The following is a 17459-nucleotide window of genomic DNA, read 5'->3' as shown; positions in this document are numbered from 1 at the left end:
TATTACTCCATTCTTCTCTTTTGGGAAATTAAACGTTCCAATTCTTCTAGGGCTGTGTCTGTATCTCCTACATGGCTCGCTTCCTGCACCTTCTTTTTGATTCTCATATTGTCCTGATTCAAGAGAGCCTTGTTTCGAGTCATTTCTACTTCACTAAGTTCCTGAGGTGACATCTCAGCAGGCAAATCCTGAGCTAAGACTTGGTACCAAGCTCTTTCAACTTCATCTGTCTGTTCTGCTAAAACTTCCGGAGGAAGATTTCCATACTGGCCAAGCAAGTCATATAAGACCTGAAATTCAGGTGTGTCAAATGCAAAGTCTTCCCTTAAACGGTAATCGTTCAAAACAAGAGGAGATTCCATCATTCGATAAAGTAGATGAGCTTCTGCTCTCATAATAGCTGATAACTGCTTGGTGACAGGCATAGTGATTGACGTCGGTCTGGAAATACCTTCCATGCGATTCTGCCTTTGTGCCTGACGACTCTCATTAACAATCTGCTCAATCTGGGCATAATCAAAGGACGCCAGACTGTCAGCTAAAATATGTATATAGCTGTTTTGAGCAGTAATAGATTTTTCTTGAACAATCAAGGGAGCTATTTTTTCAATAAACTCAATCTGAGCCTGCAAATTTTCACTATTTTCAGGTTTGTACTGGTGAATGTAAAACTCAATCGGACTAATACGAGTTTTCGTTAATAGATAGGCCAAGTCTTCTGGACCATTTTTTTGTAGATACTCATCTGGATCCAAGTTATCAGGCATGCTGACAATTTGCACAGGTATATCACCAATTTCATCCAGTGCTTTCAATGTCGCAGCTTGCCCAGCCTTATCGCCATCGTATACCAGAACCAACTTCTTGGTTAACCTTTTCAGATGCTCAACATGCTCACGGCTCAAGGCTGTTCCCATGGACGCCACAGCGTTTTCGATTCCAGCCCGATAGGCTGCAATGACATCCATGAATCCTTCCATCAGGTAAATCTCACTGGTTTTGCCAGAGGATTTTTTTGCCCTATCCATATGATATAATTCGTAACTTTTGTTAAAAATTGCAGTCGATCGGCTATTTTTATACTTAGAAGTTTGTGAATCCGTTTTCTGCCAGATACGACCTGAGAAGGCAATGACCTTGCCCTGGTCATTTGTCAGGGGAAACATGATCCGATTGTGAAATGTATCTACAAATTGATTAGCATCCGAGAGATAAAACAATCCTGAATCTAGAAAATCCTCTTCACGATACTGACCAGACAAACGTTGATAAAGATAGTTGCGTTCTGGAGGTGCTAAACCAATCCGAAAATGTTTGAGCACTTCATCTGTCAAACCACGCTGATAAAGGTAATTTCTGGCCTCTTCTCCCATAGTCGTTGTCATGAGAATAGCATGGTAAAATTTGGCAGCATCTTCGTGCATATCATAAAGAGCTTGGTGAGGCGAAACTGGCTTCTGTTCACTATAAAGCGGCTTTTCAACCTCAATCCCAACACGCTGACCTAAGATTTGGACAGCCTCCATAAAGGGAACCCCTTGGTACTCCTCGATGAACTTAAAGACGTCACCTGATCGACCACAACCAAAACAGTGGTAAAACTGTTTGTCCTCTACAACGTTGAAAGAAGGTGTTTTTTCACCATGAAAAGGACAGAGCCCTAGATAGTTCCGTCCTGCCTTTTGTAAAGAAATCACATCTCCTATGACTTCCACAATGTTGGCATTGTTTTTGATTTCTTCAATGACTTGTTTGTCAACCATACACAATACCTCCATGTTATCATAGTTTACTTTATATAGTATACTTTATTTCAGAAAAAAAGTAAACCATTTCACTCATTTTCCCTACTTTATTCAAAGAGTTGATAATAATCAGAGATTTTCATTTTTGCTTTTTCTTCTTGGTTCAAATCTTGGATAATTCGTCCTTCTTTCATGACAATCAAGCGATTGCCATATTTGAGAGCATCTTCCATATGGTGGGTAATCATAAGCGCTGTCAGCTGATCTTTCTTGACAAATTCATCCGTCAATTCCATCAAGGCCACACTGGTCTTTGGATCAAGGGCTGCAGTATGCTCGTCTAACAAGAGTAATTCAGGACGCTTCAAGGTTGCCATTAAGAGACTCAAGGCCTGTCTTTGACCACCTGATAAGAACTCAATCGGTGTATTCAAGTGTTTCTCAAGACCATTTCCTACTTTTTCAATGGTCGCTTGAAATTCATCCTTGTAGCTAGCCAGTCGTCTCGGAAACAGTCCTCGTTTTTCACCACGAAACTTGGCAATCAAAAGATTTTCAGCGACCGTCATACGGGGAGCTGTCCCCATCTTAGGATCTTGGAAGACACGAGACAGATACTTAGCCCGCTTCTCTGGTGAAAACTTGGTAACATCTTCACCTAAAATACGGATGGTTCCACTGGTTAATGACAAGGTTCCTGCAATAGTGTTAAAGAGAGTTGATTTCCCAGCACCATTTCCACCTAAAATCGTGATAAAATCCTGTTCAAAAATTTCTAAGGAAACATCATTTAAAATAATCTTTTCTTCATCAAAGCCATTTTTAACGACTTTGGTTGCATTTTTTAATTCTACAATTGCTGTCATTTACTTAACTTGGCTCCTTTCAAGATTGTTTGCTTAAATGTTGGAATCATGAGGCAGACTGCTAAAATCAAGGCACTGTATAAACGAAGGTAACTTGTATTAAAGCCAAGAGCGATAACTGCCCACACTAAGAATTGATAGGCGATAGAACCCACAACGATGGCAACCAGACGCTCTGCCAAGCTCAAACTCTTGAAAATAACTTCTCCAATTATCAAACTTGCAAGCCCCACAACGATAACTCCAATTCCTCGAGATACATCAGCATAGCCTTCTTGCTGGGCAATGAGAGCTCCTGCAAGGGCAATCACACCATTTGATAAAACCAAGCCCATAAGCTCCATGCGTCCAGTATGAATCCCGAAACTTCTAGCCATATCAGGATTGTCACCTGTAGCAATATAGGCTTGTCCGAGTTTAGTGTCCAAGAAAAAGAGCATGAGAGCAATAACAAGACTGACAAAGATAAGACCTGTCAAGAGTTGATTCAAATCCGAATCAAAAGGCAAAACATCCTGAATTTGCTTGGTTCCAAGCAGGCCTAAATTCGCACGTCCCATAATTAAGAGCATGATAGAGTGACAGGAAGTCATCACCAAAATCCCTGAGAGCAAGGTTGGGATCTTCCCTTTTGTATAAAGAAGTCCTGCTGCCATTCCAGCCAAACAACCTGCTCCTACAGCAACAAGAGTCGCTAAAAATGGGTTCACTCCTTTGGTTATCAAAGTGACAGCAACAGCTCCCCCAAGAGGGAAGGAACCTTCTGTTGTCATATCTGGAAAGTTCAAAATCCTAAATGTCATAAAGATCCCCAGACCTAAAATAGCCCAGACAAATCCTTGAGAAATAATAGATAATATCATCTGTTTCTTAACCTTTTCTATATGATTTCTATTGTAAAAAATTGGAGGAGATGTCCCCAACTCCTCCATTTTAGATTATTCAATCACTTGTCCTGCTTCTTTTAGAACAGATTCAGGAATCGTAATACCTAATTCTTGTGCCAATTTTTTGTTAATCACTGACTTACCAGTTGAAAAGACATTGACTGGAGTATCAGCTGGTTTTGCACCTTTCAAAACTTGCGCAATCATTTTACCTGTTGCCACACCAAGGTCATGTTGGTCAACTACAACGGATGCCAAACCACCAGCTTCTACCATGGCAGTCGCGCTTGGATAGATTGGCTTTTTAGCTGATTGATTGCTTGATACAACTGTTGAAAATGCAGATGCAATGGTGTTGTCGATTGGAACCCAGATAGCATCGACCTTACTAGTCATAACGTTAACTGTTGAAGCAATTTCATTTGTTGAAGGAACTGCAAATGTTTCCACTGTCAAACCTGCTTTTTCAGCATAAGCCTTAAATTCTTCTACCTGTGTTTTTGAATTATCTTCGCTACTTGAGTAAAGGGCTCCGATTGTTTTTACATTTGGTGTAAGAGCCTTAATGAGTTCAACTTGTTGTTGAGCTGGATTGTGGTCAGATACCCCTGTAATGTTTCCACCTGGTTTTTTCAAATCTTTAACCAGGTTAGCACCGATTGGGTCTGTAATAGCAGCCATGATAACCGGTAGGTCTTTTGTGGCACTAGCCAAACCTTGAGCAGCTGGTGTCGCAATACCAACCACAAGGTCATTCCCATTTGCAACCAATTGTTTACTCATTGTCGCAACCTTACTTTGGTCACCTTCTGAGTTCATAAAATCGATTTTAACTTGATCATCTTTATATCCTTCTTCTGCAAGTCCATCTTGGATCCCTTTATAAATCAAATCAAGAGATGGATGGCTCACAAACTGAAGAACACCAACTTTGGCAACTTTCTTCTCATTCTTAGCTTCTGGTTTATTCATTGAAGAATAAATCAAGCTTCCTGCTACTAAGACTGCTAAGGCAGCGATAATTCCAATTAAACGTTTATTTTTCATTCTATTTCTCCTTTTTATTCCTTTAAAATACTTCACTTATCTAATACTCTTCGAAAATCTCTTCAAACCACGTCAGCGTCGCCTTACCGTAGATATATGATACTGACTCTGTCAGTTCTATCCACAACCTCAAAACAGTGTTTTGAGCAGCTTGCGGCTAGCTACCTAGTTTGCTTTTTGATTTTCATTGAGTATAAACAAGTGACGCCATCGTTTTCTTTCCATACTAACCTCCATCAAAAAAGTCCTCACACAAAAAACTTGTGTGAGGACGTCGATGCGCGGTACCACCTCAATTATAGGGAATTTCCCTATCGCTCTGTCTCGCAATAACGAGATGCACTGTAAGGTGTGCTCACCGAATTTTTATGATTTCAAATTCTAAATAACATTCAGCCCAATTTTCATCATCGCCACTTATCTGTTTTCAGCTACCACAGACTCTCTAAAAAGTTTGAATGATTACTTTTCTGAATGGTTAAATTATATCATTTTTCAACTACTTGTCAAGACTCTTTTAGCATTTTTTTGAAAGATTCAAAAACTTCCCCTATAGAAAAGAGGAAGTTTGAAAGACATCAGCCCGAATTACGCAATCCTGTCGCAATTCCGTTGATGGTTGTATGGATTAATTTTTCTTGATCGCTTGATAATTCTCCTCGGCGTTGACGTTTAATCAACTCCAACTGGATATAGTTGAGAATATTAAAGTAAGGCATACGATAATCCAAACTTGCTTTTAGATATGGATTTTCAGCCAAGAGTTCATCGTAACCTTCGATAGCCAAGATGACTTCCTTGGTGACTTGCCATTCATTTAGAATAGTCTCATAGATTGCTTTTACTTCTTCATCCTCACACAGTTTGGCATATTCAAAAGCAATATTCATATTTGATTTTGACAAGACCATGTCGACATTTGAAAGAAGCGATTGGAAGAAAGGCCAATTTTGGTACATATCTCGTAAGATAGCAATATTCTCTGGATTTTTATCGATAAATTCCTTGAAGCTTGAACCAACTCCATACCATCCAGGGAACATGACGCGACTTTGCGACCATGAGAATACCCAAGGGATAGCTCGCAAACCACCGATTTCAGTAATAGTCTTACGAGCGGCTGGACGAGAACCAATATTAAAGCTTGAAATAGCCTTGATTGGACTTGACTCGAAGAAATAATCATAGAAATGATCATTACCAAAGACCAAATCACGGTAGATATCGTAACTACGGTCCACCACTTGGTCCATAATAGCTTCGTAACGATTTGAGGTGTTGGTATCGCTCTTCTTCTGAGTAATCATACGGTTAATGGCCGCCGAAACCAACATTTCAAGGTTATAGTAAGCTGCGTCTTTGTTACCATATTTATTGCCAATTACTTCACCCTGCTCCGTCAAGCGGATACGATCCTTAATGGACTTGAGAGGTTGAGAGGTGATGGCTTCATAGGTTGGTCCACCACCACGACCGACAGTCCCACCACGGCCGTGGAAGAAGGTAACCTTAACGCCAAATTCATCTCCAATAGCAGTCAATTGTTGTTGAGCCTTGTAGAGGGTCCAACATGATGAAAGGTAACCACCATCTTTATTACTATCAGAGTAACCAAGCATGATTTCTTGGTAGTTATTACGTGAAGCAATCCATTTCTTAGCAAGAGGAAGAGAAAGGTATTCTCTCATAGTTTCTTCTGAGTGGTCCAAGTCCTCAATTGTTTCAAAGAGAGGAACAATTTGGACACGGGCTCTTTCTTTATCAACTAACCCTACTTCTTTTAGCAAGATAGCCAATTCCAACATGTCTGATACGCTGGTTGCATGTGAAATGATGGTCTGACGAATGACATCATCTCCCAACTTATCTTTCAACTTACGAGCTGCCTTAAAGATTGCTAATTCTTTTTCAAGTAATTCTGATTTTTCAACATGAGTGGCAGAAAGAATACGTGGATCTTCTTCCAATTCTTTCAAGAGAAGCTGGCATTTTTCTTCTTCACTTAGTTCACTATAATGAGAATGAATACCTGCTGATTTCAAGAGTTCAGCTACACAGGCTTCGTGAACACTAGAATCTTGACGCATGTCAATAGATGCCAAATAGAAACCAAAAATTTCAACTGCCTGGATCAACTCAACAAAATCACCAGAAATCAGTGCTTCACCCTTATTTTCCAAGAGGGAATCACGAATAGTAATTAAATCCTTATAAAAATCATTAGCTGTTTCATAGCGAGCTCCAACTTCCTTATCTTCAATCAGATAGGTTTTTGTTGCTTGGATTTTTGATTGAATATCAAACAAGGCACGACGATACAGCTCTTTTTCACGATAAATAGAGTTGTCCTTGGATTGACGAGCCATTTCTCTAACTTGCTTGCTTACATTGACAATACTGGTTGAGAGAGAGAACTCACGATAAAGCTGATAAATCTTTTCATCATAGTAGTTCATGATGACTTCACACTGGGTCATAGCAGATTGTTTCAAGGTATCTGCTGTAACAAAAGGATTCCCATCACGGTCTCCACCAATCCACATACCCATGGTAATTGGTTTAGGATGTTTCAAGTCCAAGCCGTGTTTTTTAGCCAGACGCTTGTACTCAGCAGTCAAATGAGGAACTGCCTTCAGGAATGAACTATTGTAGTATTCCATTACATTCGTGATTTCATTGGTTACTTTCAATTTCTTTTCACGAATCATATCTGTCTGCATGATAATCTCAATGTAACGACGGAGATCATTATGCCATTTTTCCTTATTAATCAAACCTAATTTCACATCACGGTACTTACGCAAGAGGGTATGGATATGGTTAGTCAAATCCAACATACTCTTACGTTGCACTTGTGTTGGATGGGCTGTCAAAACAGGGACAACATTCAAGTGTTCTAGAATTTCAACCGCATTTTCTTTTTCTGCAACCATTTTGATCGTTGCTGATAATTTACCAAGATAATCTTGATCGATATTATTTTGATGGTTGATTTCATAGGCCAAATCCACGTCTTCTGAAATATTAATCAAAAGAGGCAAGATAGAGAAATAGCGTGAAATATAAGCCATTTCATCATTTGTCAAACTGGTAACTAATTGATTCAAACCTTGATAATCTTCTTGAGTTGACAATTCCTTCAACTGTATGATTTTTTCAAAAGTCTCTGGGGCAAGCATGTTTTTAGTAATATCTTCTAACAATTCTGTTAAAATCAATACTTCTTCTTGTATAACAGCTTTATTACTATAGTTTTCTAATTTTTGAAGAGACATAGGTAATCCTTTCCACTCTCAGCTCTACATATAGTTTGATGAGTGAGCTTCTAACTCCTCATATAATTGGGCACGTTTTTCACTTGCATCAATATTTAAGACAAAGGCGATGGCTACAGACAAGACTAGGAGACTGTTCCCTCCTTGCGATAAGAAGGGGAAGGTTACTCCTGTCGAGGGAATAATACCAGAAATTCCACCGATATTGACAAAGACCTGTACCAACATCATCCCCCCAACCCCAATCGCCATCATAGAATTAAAGGGATTCTTAGCACGAATTCCTACTAGGATAATTCGCAAAATCAGGAAAAAGACAAGTGCCAAAATCAAACTGGCTCCCACAAATCCAAACTCTTCAATGACAATTGAAAATACAAAGTCTGTATGGGCCTCTGGTAAATAACCACGTTTTTCTATTGAATTTCCTAAGCCTAAACCAAACCATCCACCATTTACCATAGCAAAGTAGGAATTTGCAAGTTGGTGACCAGCTCCTGCCAAATCAGCAAAGGGATTAAAGTAGGCACTGAAACGCTTGGCCACGTAACCAAATACTGGAACTTTTGAAAACTTATCAACCCCAATTACAGAAATAGCTGATAGAGATAGGGCTGAAACTCCAAACAATACACCGATAAAGACTATAAACCAACGATGAGCAATCCCACTAACTGTATACATAATCAAGGCGACCAGCGCTAGGATTGTAGCATTCCCCAAATCTGGGAAAATAGCCAAACTTCCTATCATTACCAAGAGGACAAAACGCCAATCATTAAAAGCTCGAGGAATCCATTGATTTTGAGTTAAAACTTGAAAATCGTAAATACCAATTTCATCCTGTTGTTTTGAAAAACGTTGGGCCAAGTACCAGACGATGATAATCTTCAAATACTCCGCTGGCTGAATGGTCAAAGGTCCTACTGAAATCCAACCATAGGCTCCATTGACTGGCGTACCAATTAAGCGAGCCAGAGCTAAGAGAATCAGCTCAACAAACATAACAATAAATAAAAGTCGTTCTTTTCTTAAAAAATTCAGTTTCAGCTTATATATCAAGACAATCAATATTAAACTAAATATCCAAAACATTCCCTGACTTCGAACCAATTGGAGGGCACTTTTACCTTCTTCGATAAGAATGGCACTGGTTGTAGAATAGACTACAATCAAACCCAAAATAGATAAAAGTAAGTAAGGAACTAGAATAGAATAGTTTAACAGGTGCCTCTTACTAATCTTCATAGTATCACCAATCTAATGAGAACAAAAGAAATTATTCCCAAATTCCGTTTATTTTCTAGTTTTGATTGCTATTATACCATTTTTTCCGAAAGAAAAAAACTCTTACCCTTAAGATAGAAGATTTTCTCATAAGAAAAAGAGCACTTGGCTCTTTTCTGTTTTATTCTTTTGAAGAACTGCTTGAGCTTGAATCTCCACCACCGATGTATTGAGTGAAGATATTTTGGAAGGCTTGATCTTTAACCTTGATATTGGCTGCTTGCAATTCTTTTCCGATAATACTTTGAACAAATGATGCGTCGTTTTGTTTTTGAGTTAAGATAACAGTTTTTAATTTTTCTTTGTAATCGTCAATATTAGATGATTTTTCTGTTTTCTTAATCAGTTTAACAATGTAATATTGACTGCTGTAGGCTTGTGTTCCAGTAACGCTAATCACATCAGAAACACCGTTTACATCTAAAGCAAAAGCAGCTTTTTTAACTTGTTCTGGTACTTCTGTTGAAGCAGAATCAAAAGTGATTTCTCCACCATTCGCTTTAGTTTTCTCATCTGTTGAATTATCTTTGGCTAATTGAGCAAAGTCTGCATCACTAGCTTTAGCTTTTTCAAGAATTTCTTTAGCTTTGTCTTCATTGTCCAAACGGATAATTTGAGCAGTCACATCAGGAGTGTATTCGTCAAAGGCCTTCTTGTAAGCATCATCTGTCAATTCAGCTTCTGCTGCTTTCTTAACTGCCAACTCAACCAATTTACTTGTACGAATTTGAGCTTTACGTGTTTCAAGAGTCATTCCTGCTTGCGATAAGACACGTTGGTAGTTCTCACCATATTGTTTCTCTTCTTCGGCAATAGTATCGTTGACTTCTTTGTCATCTACTTCTGAGCCATATTGCTTCTCAAATACTTTTTGGATGGTCATGTTCAACAATACTTGTTGAGCTGAAGGATTGCTTTTCACTTGCTCATAAAATTGATGTTCTGTGATGACATCCCCTTTCATGCTGATAAGATCTGCCCCTTCTGAACCTTTCGAACAAGCTGCTAAAGTTGCTACTGATAATAGTGTAATGGCACCTGCCAATAGTTTTTTCTTCATGTCTACTCCTTTGAGATAAGTGTTACCCTATCTATTTTACTATATTTTCTTAAATTTTTCTGAAAATCATTCGCTGTCAGGCAATTGAACATCTGCTACATTTTTACGAAGCATGAGAATGCCATCTCCCAGAGGTACTAGTGTTGCGGTGAGTCCTGGATTGTCTAAGGTTGCATCAAATAGTCTTTGAAGTCCTCTGTAAATAGTTCGCTGACCACGACGGACTTCCATAATATCCTTAGCAACATCACCACCTTGGAAAATATCATCCAAGACAACCACACCTCCAACGTCCAAATGTTTGAGGATTTCTGGCAGAAAGACGATATATTTAGACTTGGCTGAATCCATAAAGACAAAATCATAGGACTCTGTCAAGGTAGATAAGACATCTACCGCATCTCCTTCTAAGAGCGTAATTTGCTTGCGACTGTCAAACTGGGCGAAATTTTCCTTGGCAAATCCAATCATCTCTGGATTGCGGTCAATGGTTGTAATCTTGGCCTTTGGCGCATGTTCTGCCATCAAGAGGGCTGAAAAACCGATAGCCGTCCCAATTTCCAGAATATTTTTAGGCTGCATTGTTTCCATGAGAAAACGGAAATAAGCTACCGTTTCATGGGGAATGATGGGAATATTTTCCTTACGGGCAAAGTCTTCCAATTCTTTCAAAGATCCTGTGACTTGCTTTTGGCGCTGACGCATCAAGTCCACAATTTCTTCCTTGACAACAGGACGACGCATGTTATGGTTGGCATTCTTACTATACGATTCAACCATCTTATGCCAATCCCAATTTTTCAACAAGGGCTTCAAACTCATTCAAACGACGTTCAAAGACTGCAAAGGCATCGTTGAGATAGTCTTCCTTCTCCATATCAACGCCAGCTTTTCTCATGACATTAAGTGGATAGTCAGATTTACCTGCCTTGAGGTAGTCGATATAGCGGTCACGGTCTTCTTGACTACCATGGACAATCTTTTCAGCCAGAGCTGAGGCTGCCGCAAAGCCTGTTGAATATTGATATACATAGTAGTTATAGTAGAAATGTGGAATGCGTGCCCACTCGTATTGGATTTCAGGATTGTCTTCCTTACTCAAACCATAATACTCTTGGTTCAAGTCTGCGTAGAGTTTATTTAAGAAATCACTTGTCAAGACTTCACCATTTTGATCCGCTTGGTGAATAGCGTGTTCAAACTCAGCAAATTGAGTTTGACGGAAAACTGTTCCACGGAAACCATCTAGGAAGTTATTGAGAATAGCAAAGCGAGTTGCATCATCTTCCACTTCTTCCAATAATTTCTCCGTCAAGATATTTTCATTGGTAGTTGAGGCAATCTCAGCCAAGAAGATAGAATAATCTCCGTAAACATAAGGCTGCGTTTCACGAGTATAGCTTGAGTGCATACTGTGACCAGTCTCATGGACAAGAGTAAAGAGATTGTCTAAATTGTCCTGCCAATTAAGTAGCATAAAGGCATTGGTATCGTAAGAACCACCAGAGTAAGCACCTGAACGCTTGCCTTGGTTTTCGTAAACATCAATCCAACGCTCGCTGAAGGCACGTTTGACACGGCTCAAGTAATCCTCACCCAAGACTGCCAAGGCATCTTCTGCTTTTTTCAAGGCTTCTCGGTAGGTAAAACTGTATTCAACAGAAGAAAGTGGTGTGTAGACATCGTACATCTTGAGGTCTGAAATTCCCAAGATTTTTGAACGAAGTTCAAGGTAACGATGCAAGAGTGGCAAATGCTTGCGAACTGCTGCTACCAAATTGTCATAAACACTTTCTGGAACAAAATTGGCTGCTAGGGCTGCATGACGAGCGCTCTTGTAGTTGCGAACTTTGGCACGGTAGTTTTGCACCTTAACATTGGTTTGCAAGGTTTTGGCATAGGTGTGTTGGAATTGTTGATAAGTCGCATAAAGAGCTTGATAGGCACCACGACGAACCTCACGATTTTTAGACTCCATCAAACGTGTGTAAGTCCCATGAGATAGCTGAACTTCCTTACCATCATCGTCAAGAACATAAGGGAACACAATATCCGCATTGTCCAAGATAGCGAAGGTTTCACTTGCCGAACCAAAGATTTCCCCAGCTCCAGCCAATAATTCTTCTTCGCGTTGTGAAAGAACGTGATCCTTGCCTTGCAAAAGCTTGTCAAAATAGTGTTGATAAACCTGCAATTTTGGCTGAGCTTCTAAAAAGTCAGCATACTGCTCTTCACTAATCTCCATAAATTCAGGTTCATAGAATGAAAAGGCTTGGTCTAGCTGGCTATAGAGAGTCATGGCCTTGGCATAGTACTCTTGGTACTTGGCTTCACGTGTGTCTTGGTCATTCTTCATATGAGCATAAACGTAAAGCTTCTCCATTTGGCGTTCCATTTCAAGAGAAAATTCAGTAATTTCGAGTAGACTATCCGCACTATCCAGGAGATGGCCTTCATACTGGGCTACTGTCTCCAATTGTTCTGTTATATCTTTTAAGGCTTCTTCCCAAGCCTGGTCAGTTGGGTAGATCGTTGATAGATCCCATGTATCTTTTTCATTTATTTCATGTCTTTGTAATACCATTAGATTCCTCCATCCTTTCTATTCTACCATATTTTTTAAGAAATATTGCTGATAAAAGGCTGGTGGATAGAGCATTTGCCAATCATTTTGAGGATTTTCTTGATAATAGGTTTGAAAATACAGATAATAGCGAATCAAATCTTGCTCAATTTGGCAAAAATTACCTACTAGTGGTCGAATTTGTGGATACCATTCTTTTAGCCCATAAGTCAGGAGATTTTCTCCCTTTTTATAGGCTTCTGCTTGTTCTTTCATCCAAATGGGATTTTGATAGTACAGTTGTTGCCGGATATAACGACAGATGTCCTTGTCCTGAGAAACTGTAAAATGAGATATTTTTTGTTTCTTATAGGGAAAACGTAATATCTCCAGTAAACTACCGTGACCATAGGGAAATTCCTTAATCTGATAATGGAGTTTACCTCGGAGATCCTGGTGAATCAGGTATTTGAGTCTTAAAACTTGTTTTTCACTGTCTACTTCCCAAACATAAAATCCCATGTTTTGACTAAAGTATAGAAAACCTTCTTGTAGACGAGTCAAACGCTCCTTGAGCCACAGTTTTTTTCCCAGCAACCACAGTACTTGGTAACCCTGACTACGATAGCCCTCGCTACGCTCTTTAAGAACTTTTTGAGGCAAGGGACTACATTGAACCTCTAAGGCTAGAGACCCATTTACAAATACATCCGCAATCTGTTTAAGCTCTGGAAGCAGGTATTCTAATTGCACCTCTGCCGCTTTTTTCAACCACTGATAGAGAGATTCCTTATTGGCCAAGTGTTCTGGACTTTCATTTTCAAATGAAAAACCACAGTCTTTTAAAGATTTATGGGCAAAATGGATCCGGACACTTGGTCCTTGACGCAAACGGAGCTGACCTCCACAAGCTGGGCAGGTGTATGCTTGCTTCTCAAGCTTATCCTCTAACACATTTACCAATTCTCCCCTAGAATCTCTCGCAACAAACATGATTTCCCTCCTTTTCTATATTATTCGTAAAAAAGAAAAAAGATCAGGAAAATTCCTAATCTTCATTCATGTTTATTTGATTTTCTTAGCTAGCATGGTCGCAAAGCGTAGTTGAATACGATTGCCATTCTCATCGCGACGGTGCAGATGGCCAGGATTTTCATTGTACTTAACCAATTCCCAGTCCTTGTAATAGTCTGCCAATTCTCCTTCTTTAAAGGTGAATGGGAAGTTCACAGAGCAAGGATAATCCTCCGTGTCCATAGCACAAACGATAAGATTGTAACCACCAACACTGGTTTTCTCCTGCATATTTTGAATAATAGCTGGAATGCGGTCCGCTTGTAGAAACATGAGAACAACTGTTGAAACGATAAAATCATATTCTTTCCCAATACTGGCTGAATTGATATCGTAAAGACCAACAGGCATATCTAGGTCTTCCTGCTCAACAATGCTTTGCAAGATTTCAAGAGATAATTCATTTTGATCTACAGCTGTCACATCAAAACCATTCTGTGCAAGAAAGAGAGAGTTACGGCCCTGACCACAGCCCAAATCCAAGGCTTTCCCTGGTTTTACTGTCTGCATTGCCTCTAGGACCTCTGAATGAACAGGATTGGTATTGTATTTCTTAGGAAAATAATCCTCAGGTTTACAATAAAATTCCAAGTACCATTCTACATCGTCTGTTACAGCCTCCACTCGGTGCCAGGCTTGTGGTTGCGCCATTGGATTGTCAGCCCCTGCTTCAAATAGGTGTTCAGCTAGAACCTCACCATCCTCTGTCAATTCAATAAACTTGAGAGTTCCTTTTAAAACAGTAATCTTGCCCCAAGTCCCAACCTTGGTATTGTGCTTTTGCTGAACAGCCTCTGGCATGGTTTCTTTAGTCCACAAAGGCATGCGTTTATAGGCAACTAGTTTTTCCATCTTCATTCCTCTTTTTATCGCTGATTAACAGCTTTCATAACACGCGCAATATCGCGATTCTGCTCACGACGTTTGATTGACTCCCGTTTATCATAGTCATGCTTCCCTTTAGCTAAACCTAAAAGGAGCTTGGCATAACCATCTTTGATATAGACTTTAAGAGGAACCAGGGTCATTCCTGTTCCTTTGGTCTCTTGTTCCAACTTTTGGATTTGCTTTTTATGAAGTAAGAGTTTTCGACGACGTTCTGGTTCTTGGTTCCAGATATTGCCCTCTTCGTAAGGAGCGATATGAACATTGCTCAACCAGACTTCTCCATTTTTTACTTGGGCAAAGCCATCCTTGAGATTGATTCGAGCAGCTCTCACACTCTTGATTTCAGTTCCAGTCAGGACCATTCCTGCCTCTAACGTATCTACGATAGTATAGTCGTGGCGCGCCTTTTTATTTTGTGCGACGACCTTTCCCTCGCCCTTTGCCATGCTTGGCTCCTTTCTTAGCTACTTCCTTGTAAAAGGGTTTCTTTCCTTTTTTCTTCTTGTCTTTTTGTGAATGCTTGCGCTTATCATTTGAGCGTCCTGATTTTCTCTTATCTTCCTTCTTATCTGAACGACGACTTGAACCACGCCCTCTATCATTACGATTAGACTGTTTCAAGCCTTTTTCAATCACATCAAACTCACTTGGAATATAAGAGAAGTCAATTTCACCAGTCATCTTATCCGCTCTTTCAACTCGAATACGAATCTGTTGTCCTACACGGAAGGTAATACCTGATTTCTCTCCACGAAGAGTCAAATCACGCTCATTGAAATGATAAAATTCAGGTAGATTAGTGATGTGAATCAAGCCTTCAACTGTGTTTGGCAATTCGACAAAGAGACCGAATTTAACAATGCTAGACACAACCGCATCGTACTCTTCACCCACGTATTCTTCCATGAACTCAGCCTTTTTCATGGCTTCGACTTCACGCTCAGCCTCAATGGCACGACGTTCACGGTTGGAAGACTGGGTCGCAATCTCTGGAATCACTTGCTCAAAATGCTCTGCTATTTCCTTAGAACGGCCGTAATCACGAATCATACGGTGAACAAGAAGGTCTGGATAACGACGAATCGGACTAGTAAAGTGAGTATAATAGTCAGCAGCAAGTCCATAGTGGCCGTGATTGTGCTCAGAATAGCGAGCCTGCTGCATGGAGCGAAGAAGCATCATGGACAATACATCCGCATAAGGTTCGCCCTCAACAGTACGCATGATGTCTTGAAGCGCCTCCTGGCTAATCTCACTGGCAGTCCCATAAATGCGCAAGCCAAAGCTCGAAGCATAATCAATAAACTTCTGAATCTTTTCAGCCTTTGGCTCCTCGTGAATCCGATAGATAAAAGGCAAATCCAACTTACTAAAATGCTCAGCCACTGTTTCGTTGGCCATCAACATGAAGGACTCAATCATGCGCTCGGCAACACCACGCTGACGAAGAACGATATCAACAGGCTTACCTTGTTTATCCACTAAAATCTTAGCTTCATTGGTATCAAAATTGAGGGCTCCACGTTTCACACGCATGTTTTCTAGCCTTTCATGAAGCTTGGCCATAAGTTCTATACTAGGAACAATTTTCTGATACTCTTGTCTCTTTTCCTCGTCGCCAGCTAGGATGTCATTGACATCGCTGTAGGTCATACGAAAGCTTGTCTTGATAACCGTTTGTGTAATGGTGTAATTGACCACACGACCACGTTTATCAATTTCCATAATAGCAGATTGGGTCAGACGGTCAACTTGAGGATTGAGGGAGCAGATGCCATTCGACAGTCTTTCTGGAAGCATTGGCACCACACGGTCTGTCACATAGACAGAAGTCGCACGATTAAGGGCTTCCTTATCAAGGGCAGAGCCCTCAGTTACATAATAAGAAACATCTGCGATGTGAACTCCGAGTTCGATATTTCCATTTTTCAAAGGCTTGATGTGAACTGCGTCGTCCAAGTCCTTGGCGTCAGCACCATCAATGGTAAAGATAATCTCATCTCTTAGATCTAGACGACCTTCCATATCTTTTTGAGACGGAGCATCAGGCACACTTTCTGCTTCCTTAACAACAGCCTCTGGAAATTCTGAGACAATGTCCATAGACTCCAAAACCTCAAGAACATCAATTCCGACATCCGTTGAATGCCCAACCACATCTAGAACACTCGCGACAAAGAAATCATGTTTCTTGCTTGGGTATTTATCGATAAAGACCTTGAGAACTTCTGTTCCTTCTAGCTTTAGAGCTGGCTTCTTAACATAAATCGGTTGACTGATTTTCTGGTTTTTCGAACGGATGTAGCCTGCATACTTAGGCTTTTCCTGATCTAGAACGATTTGACCGAGAACTGTTGTCAGGCTGTGTTCTAAGATATCAATAATTTTTGCTTCTGCTGCTGTTCCCTTATTGCGGTCAGCGACTTTCTTGATAACGACCTCAACGGTATCACCATCAATAGCATAGTTGACATCGTTTTTCCCTACAAAAAGGTCGTCCTCTTCGCCTTCCAGACTAACAAAGCCAAAGCCATTTTTATGAGCATGAAAAATCCCCTTGAGAGTAATCTCATGTTTTTTCTTGACTTCCAAGGTCAGACTTCCATCTTCTTCAAAGCGAATCTGGTGTTTTCTTTCCATTAGGGACAAGGTTTTAATCAACTCACGAAAATCCTTGGAACCGTCTTTTCCCAAAACCTGAGCCAAGTCATTGACAGTCACCTTTCCCTTATCTTGTAAATATTCTTTTATTCTATCTTTCATATTT

General features: G+C 40.0%; 13 protein-coding genes and 1 other annotated feature. All 13 genes read right to left on the bottom strand.

Translation table 11 applies throughout. The features are described from left to right. Positions 1-2 precede the first annotated feature (2 nt). Positions 3-1763 carry a DNA primase gene (dnaG, locus tag QM408_RS03530; RefSeq protein ID WP_261043299.1) on the bottom strand — a complete coding sequence of 587 codons (1761 nt, stop codon included), beginning with the start codon at positions 1761-1763 and terminating at the stop codon, positions 3-5. 89 nt (positions 1764-1852) lie between these two features. Beyond that, on the bottom strand, positions 1853-2611 hold the full coding sequence (locus QM408_RS03525) for an ABC transporter ATP-binding protein (RefSeq protein WP_020901797.1): 759 nt from the start codon (positions 2609-2611) through the stop codon (positions 1853-1855). Continuing rightward, entirely contained in the window at positions 2608-3474 is an 867-nt protein-coding gene (locus tag QM408_RS03520) for an ABC transporter permease (RefSeq protein WP_084863531.1), read from the bottom strand. The genes QM408_RS03525 and QM408_RS03520 overlap by 4 nt, the downstream gene beginning before the upstream one ends. Before the next feature lie 75 nt (positions 3475-3549). Further along, complete coding sequence (trpX, locus tag QM408_RS03515) at positions 3550-4545, bottom strand: tryptophan ABC transporter substrate-binding protein (protein WP_000792150.1); 996 nt, start codon at positions 4543-4545, stop codon at positions 3550-3552. A gap of 264 nt (positions 4546-4809) precedes the next feature. Further along, positions 4810-5027, bottom strand: a binding site (T-box leader). Positions 5028-5123: 96 nt separating this feature from the next. Further along, positions 5124-7820, bottom strand: a complete 2697-nt coding sequence (gene ppc, locus QM408_RS03510) for a phosphoenolpyruvate carboxylase (RefSeq protein WP_049499358.1) — start codon at positions 7818-7820, stop codon at positions 5124-5126. 24 nt (positions 7821-7844) lie between these two features. Continuing rightward, positions 7845-9068 (bottom strand): cell division peptidoglycan polymerase FtsW, encoded by a 1224-nt coding sequence (gene ftsW, locus QM408_RS03505; RefSeq protein WP_024057920.1) that lies wholly within the window; start codon positions 9066-9068, stop codon positions 7845-7847. Positions 9069-9228: 160 nt separating this feature from the next. After that, positions 9229-10167 carry a peptidylprolyl isomerase PrsA gene (gene prsA / locus QM408_RS03500; protein WP_004254642.1) on the bottom strand — a complete coding sequence of 313 codons (939 nt, stop codon included), beginning with the start codon at positions 10165-10167 and terminating at the stop codon, positions 9229-9231. 66 nt (positions 10168-10233) lie between these two features. Beyond that, a complete protein-coding gene (locus QM408_RS03495; RefSeq protein ID WP_004254646.1) occupies positions 10234-10947 on the bottom strand; it encodes an O-methyltransferase in 714 nt (237 codons plus the stop codon). A gap of 1 nt (position 10948) precedes the next feature. Then, positions 10949-12751, bottom strand: coding sequence for an oligoendopeptidase F (pepF, locus tag QM408_RS03490; protein WP_414373610.1), 1803 nt, complete (start codon positions 12749-12751; stop codon positions 10949-10951). Positions 12752-12769: 18 nt separating this feature from the next. Continuing rightward, entirely contained in the window at positions 12770-13723 is a 954-nt protein-coding gene (locus QM408_RS03485) for a competence protein CoiA (RefSeq protein WP_414373608.1), read from the bottom strand. Positions 13724-13795: 72 nt separating this feature from the next. Then, a complete protein-coding gene (tehB, locus tag QM408_RS03480; RefSeq protein ID WP_033684997.1) occupies positions 13796-14656 on the bottom strand; it encodes an SAM-dependent methyltransferase TehB in 861 nt (286 codons plus the stop codon). Between the two features lie 14 nt (positions 14657-14670). Continuing rightward, entirely contained in the window at positions 14671-15138 is a 468-nt protein-coding gene (gene smpB / locus QM408_RS03475; RefSeq protein WP_001051750.1) for an SsrA-binding protein SmpB, read from the bottom strand. After that, positions 15101-17455 carry a ribonuclease R gene (rnr, locus tag QM408_RS03470; protein WP_414373606.1) on the bottom strand — a complete coding sequence of 785 codons (2355 nt, stop codon included), beginning with the start codon at positions 17453-17455 and terminating at the stop codon, positions 15101-15103. Before rnr ends, smpB begins: the two co-directional genes overlap by 38 nt. Between the last annotated feature and the right edge of the window lie 4 nt (positions 17456-17459).

Origin of the sequence: Streptococcus mitis (assembly GCF_047464965.1) — a bacterium.
Lineage (GTDB): Bacteria > Bacillota > Bacilli > Lactobacillales > Streptococcaceae > Streptococcus > Streptococcus mitis_DU.
This window is presented reverse-complemented; position numbering and strand designations above follow the sequence as displayed.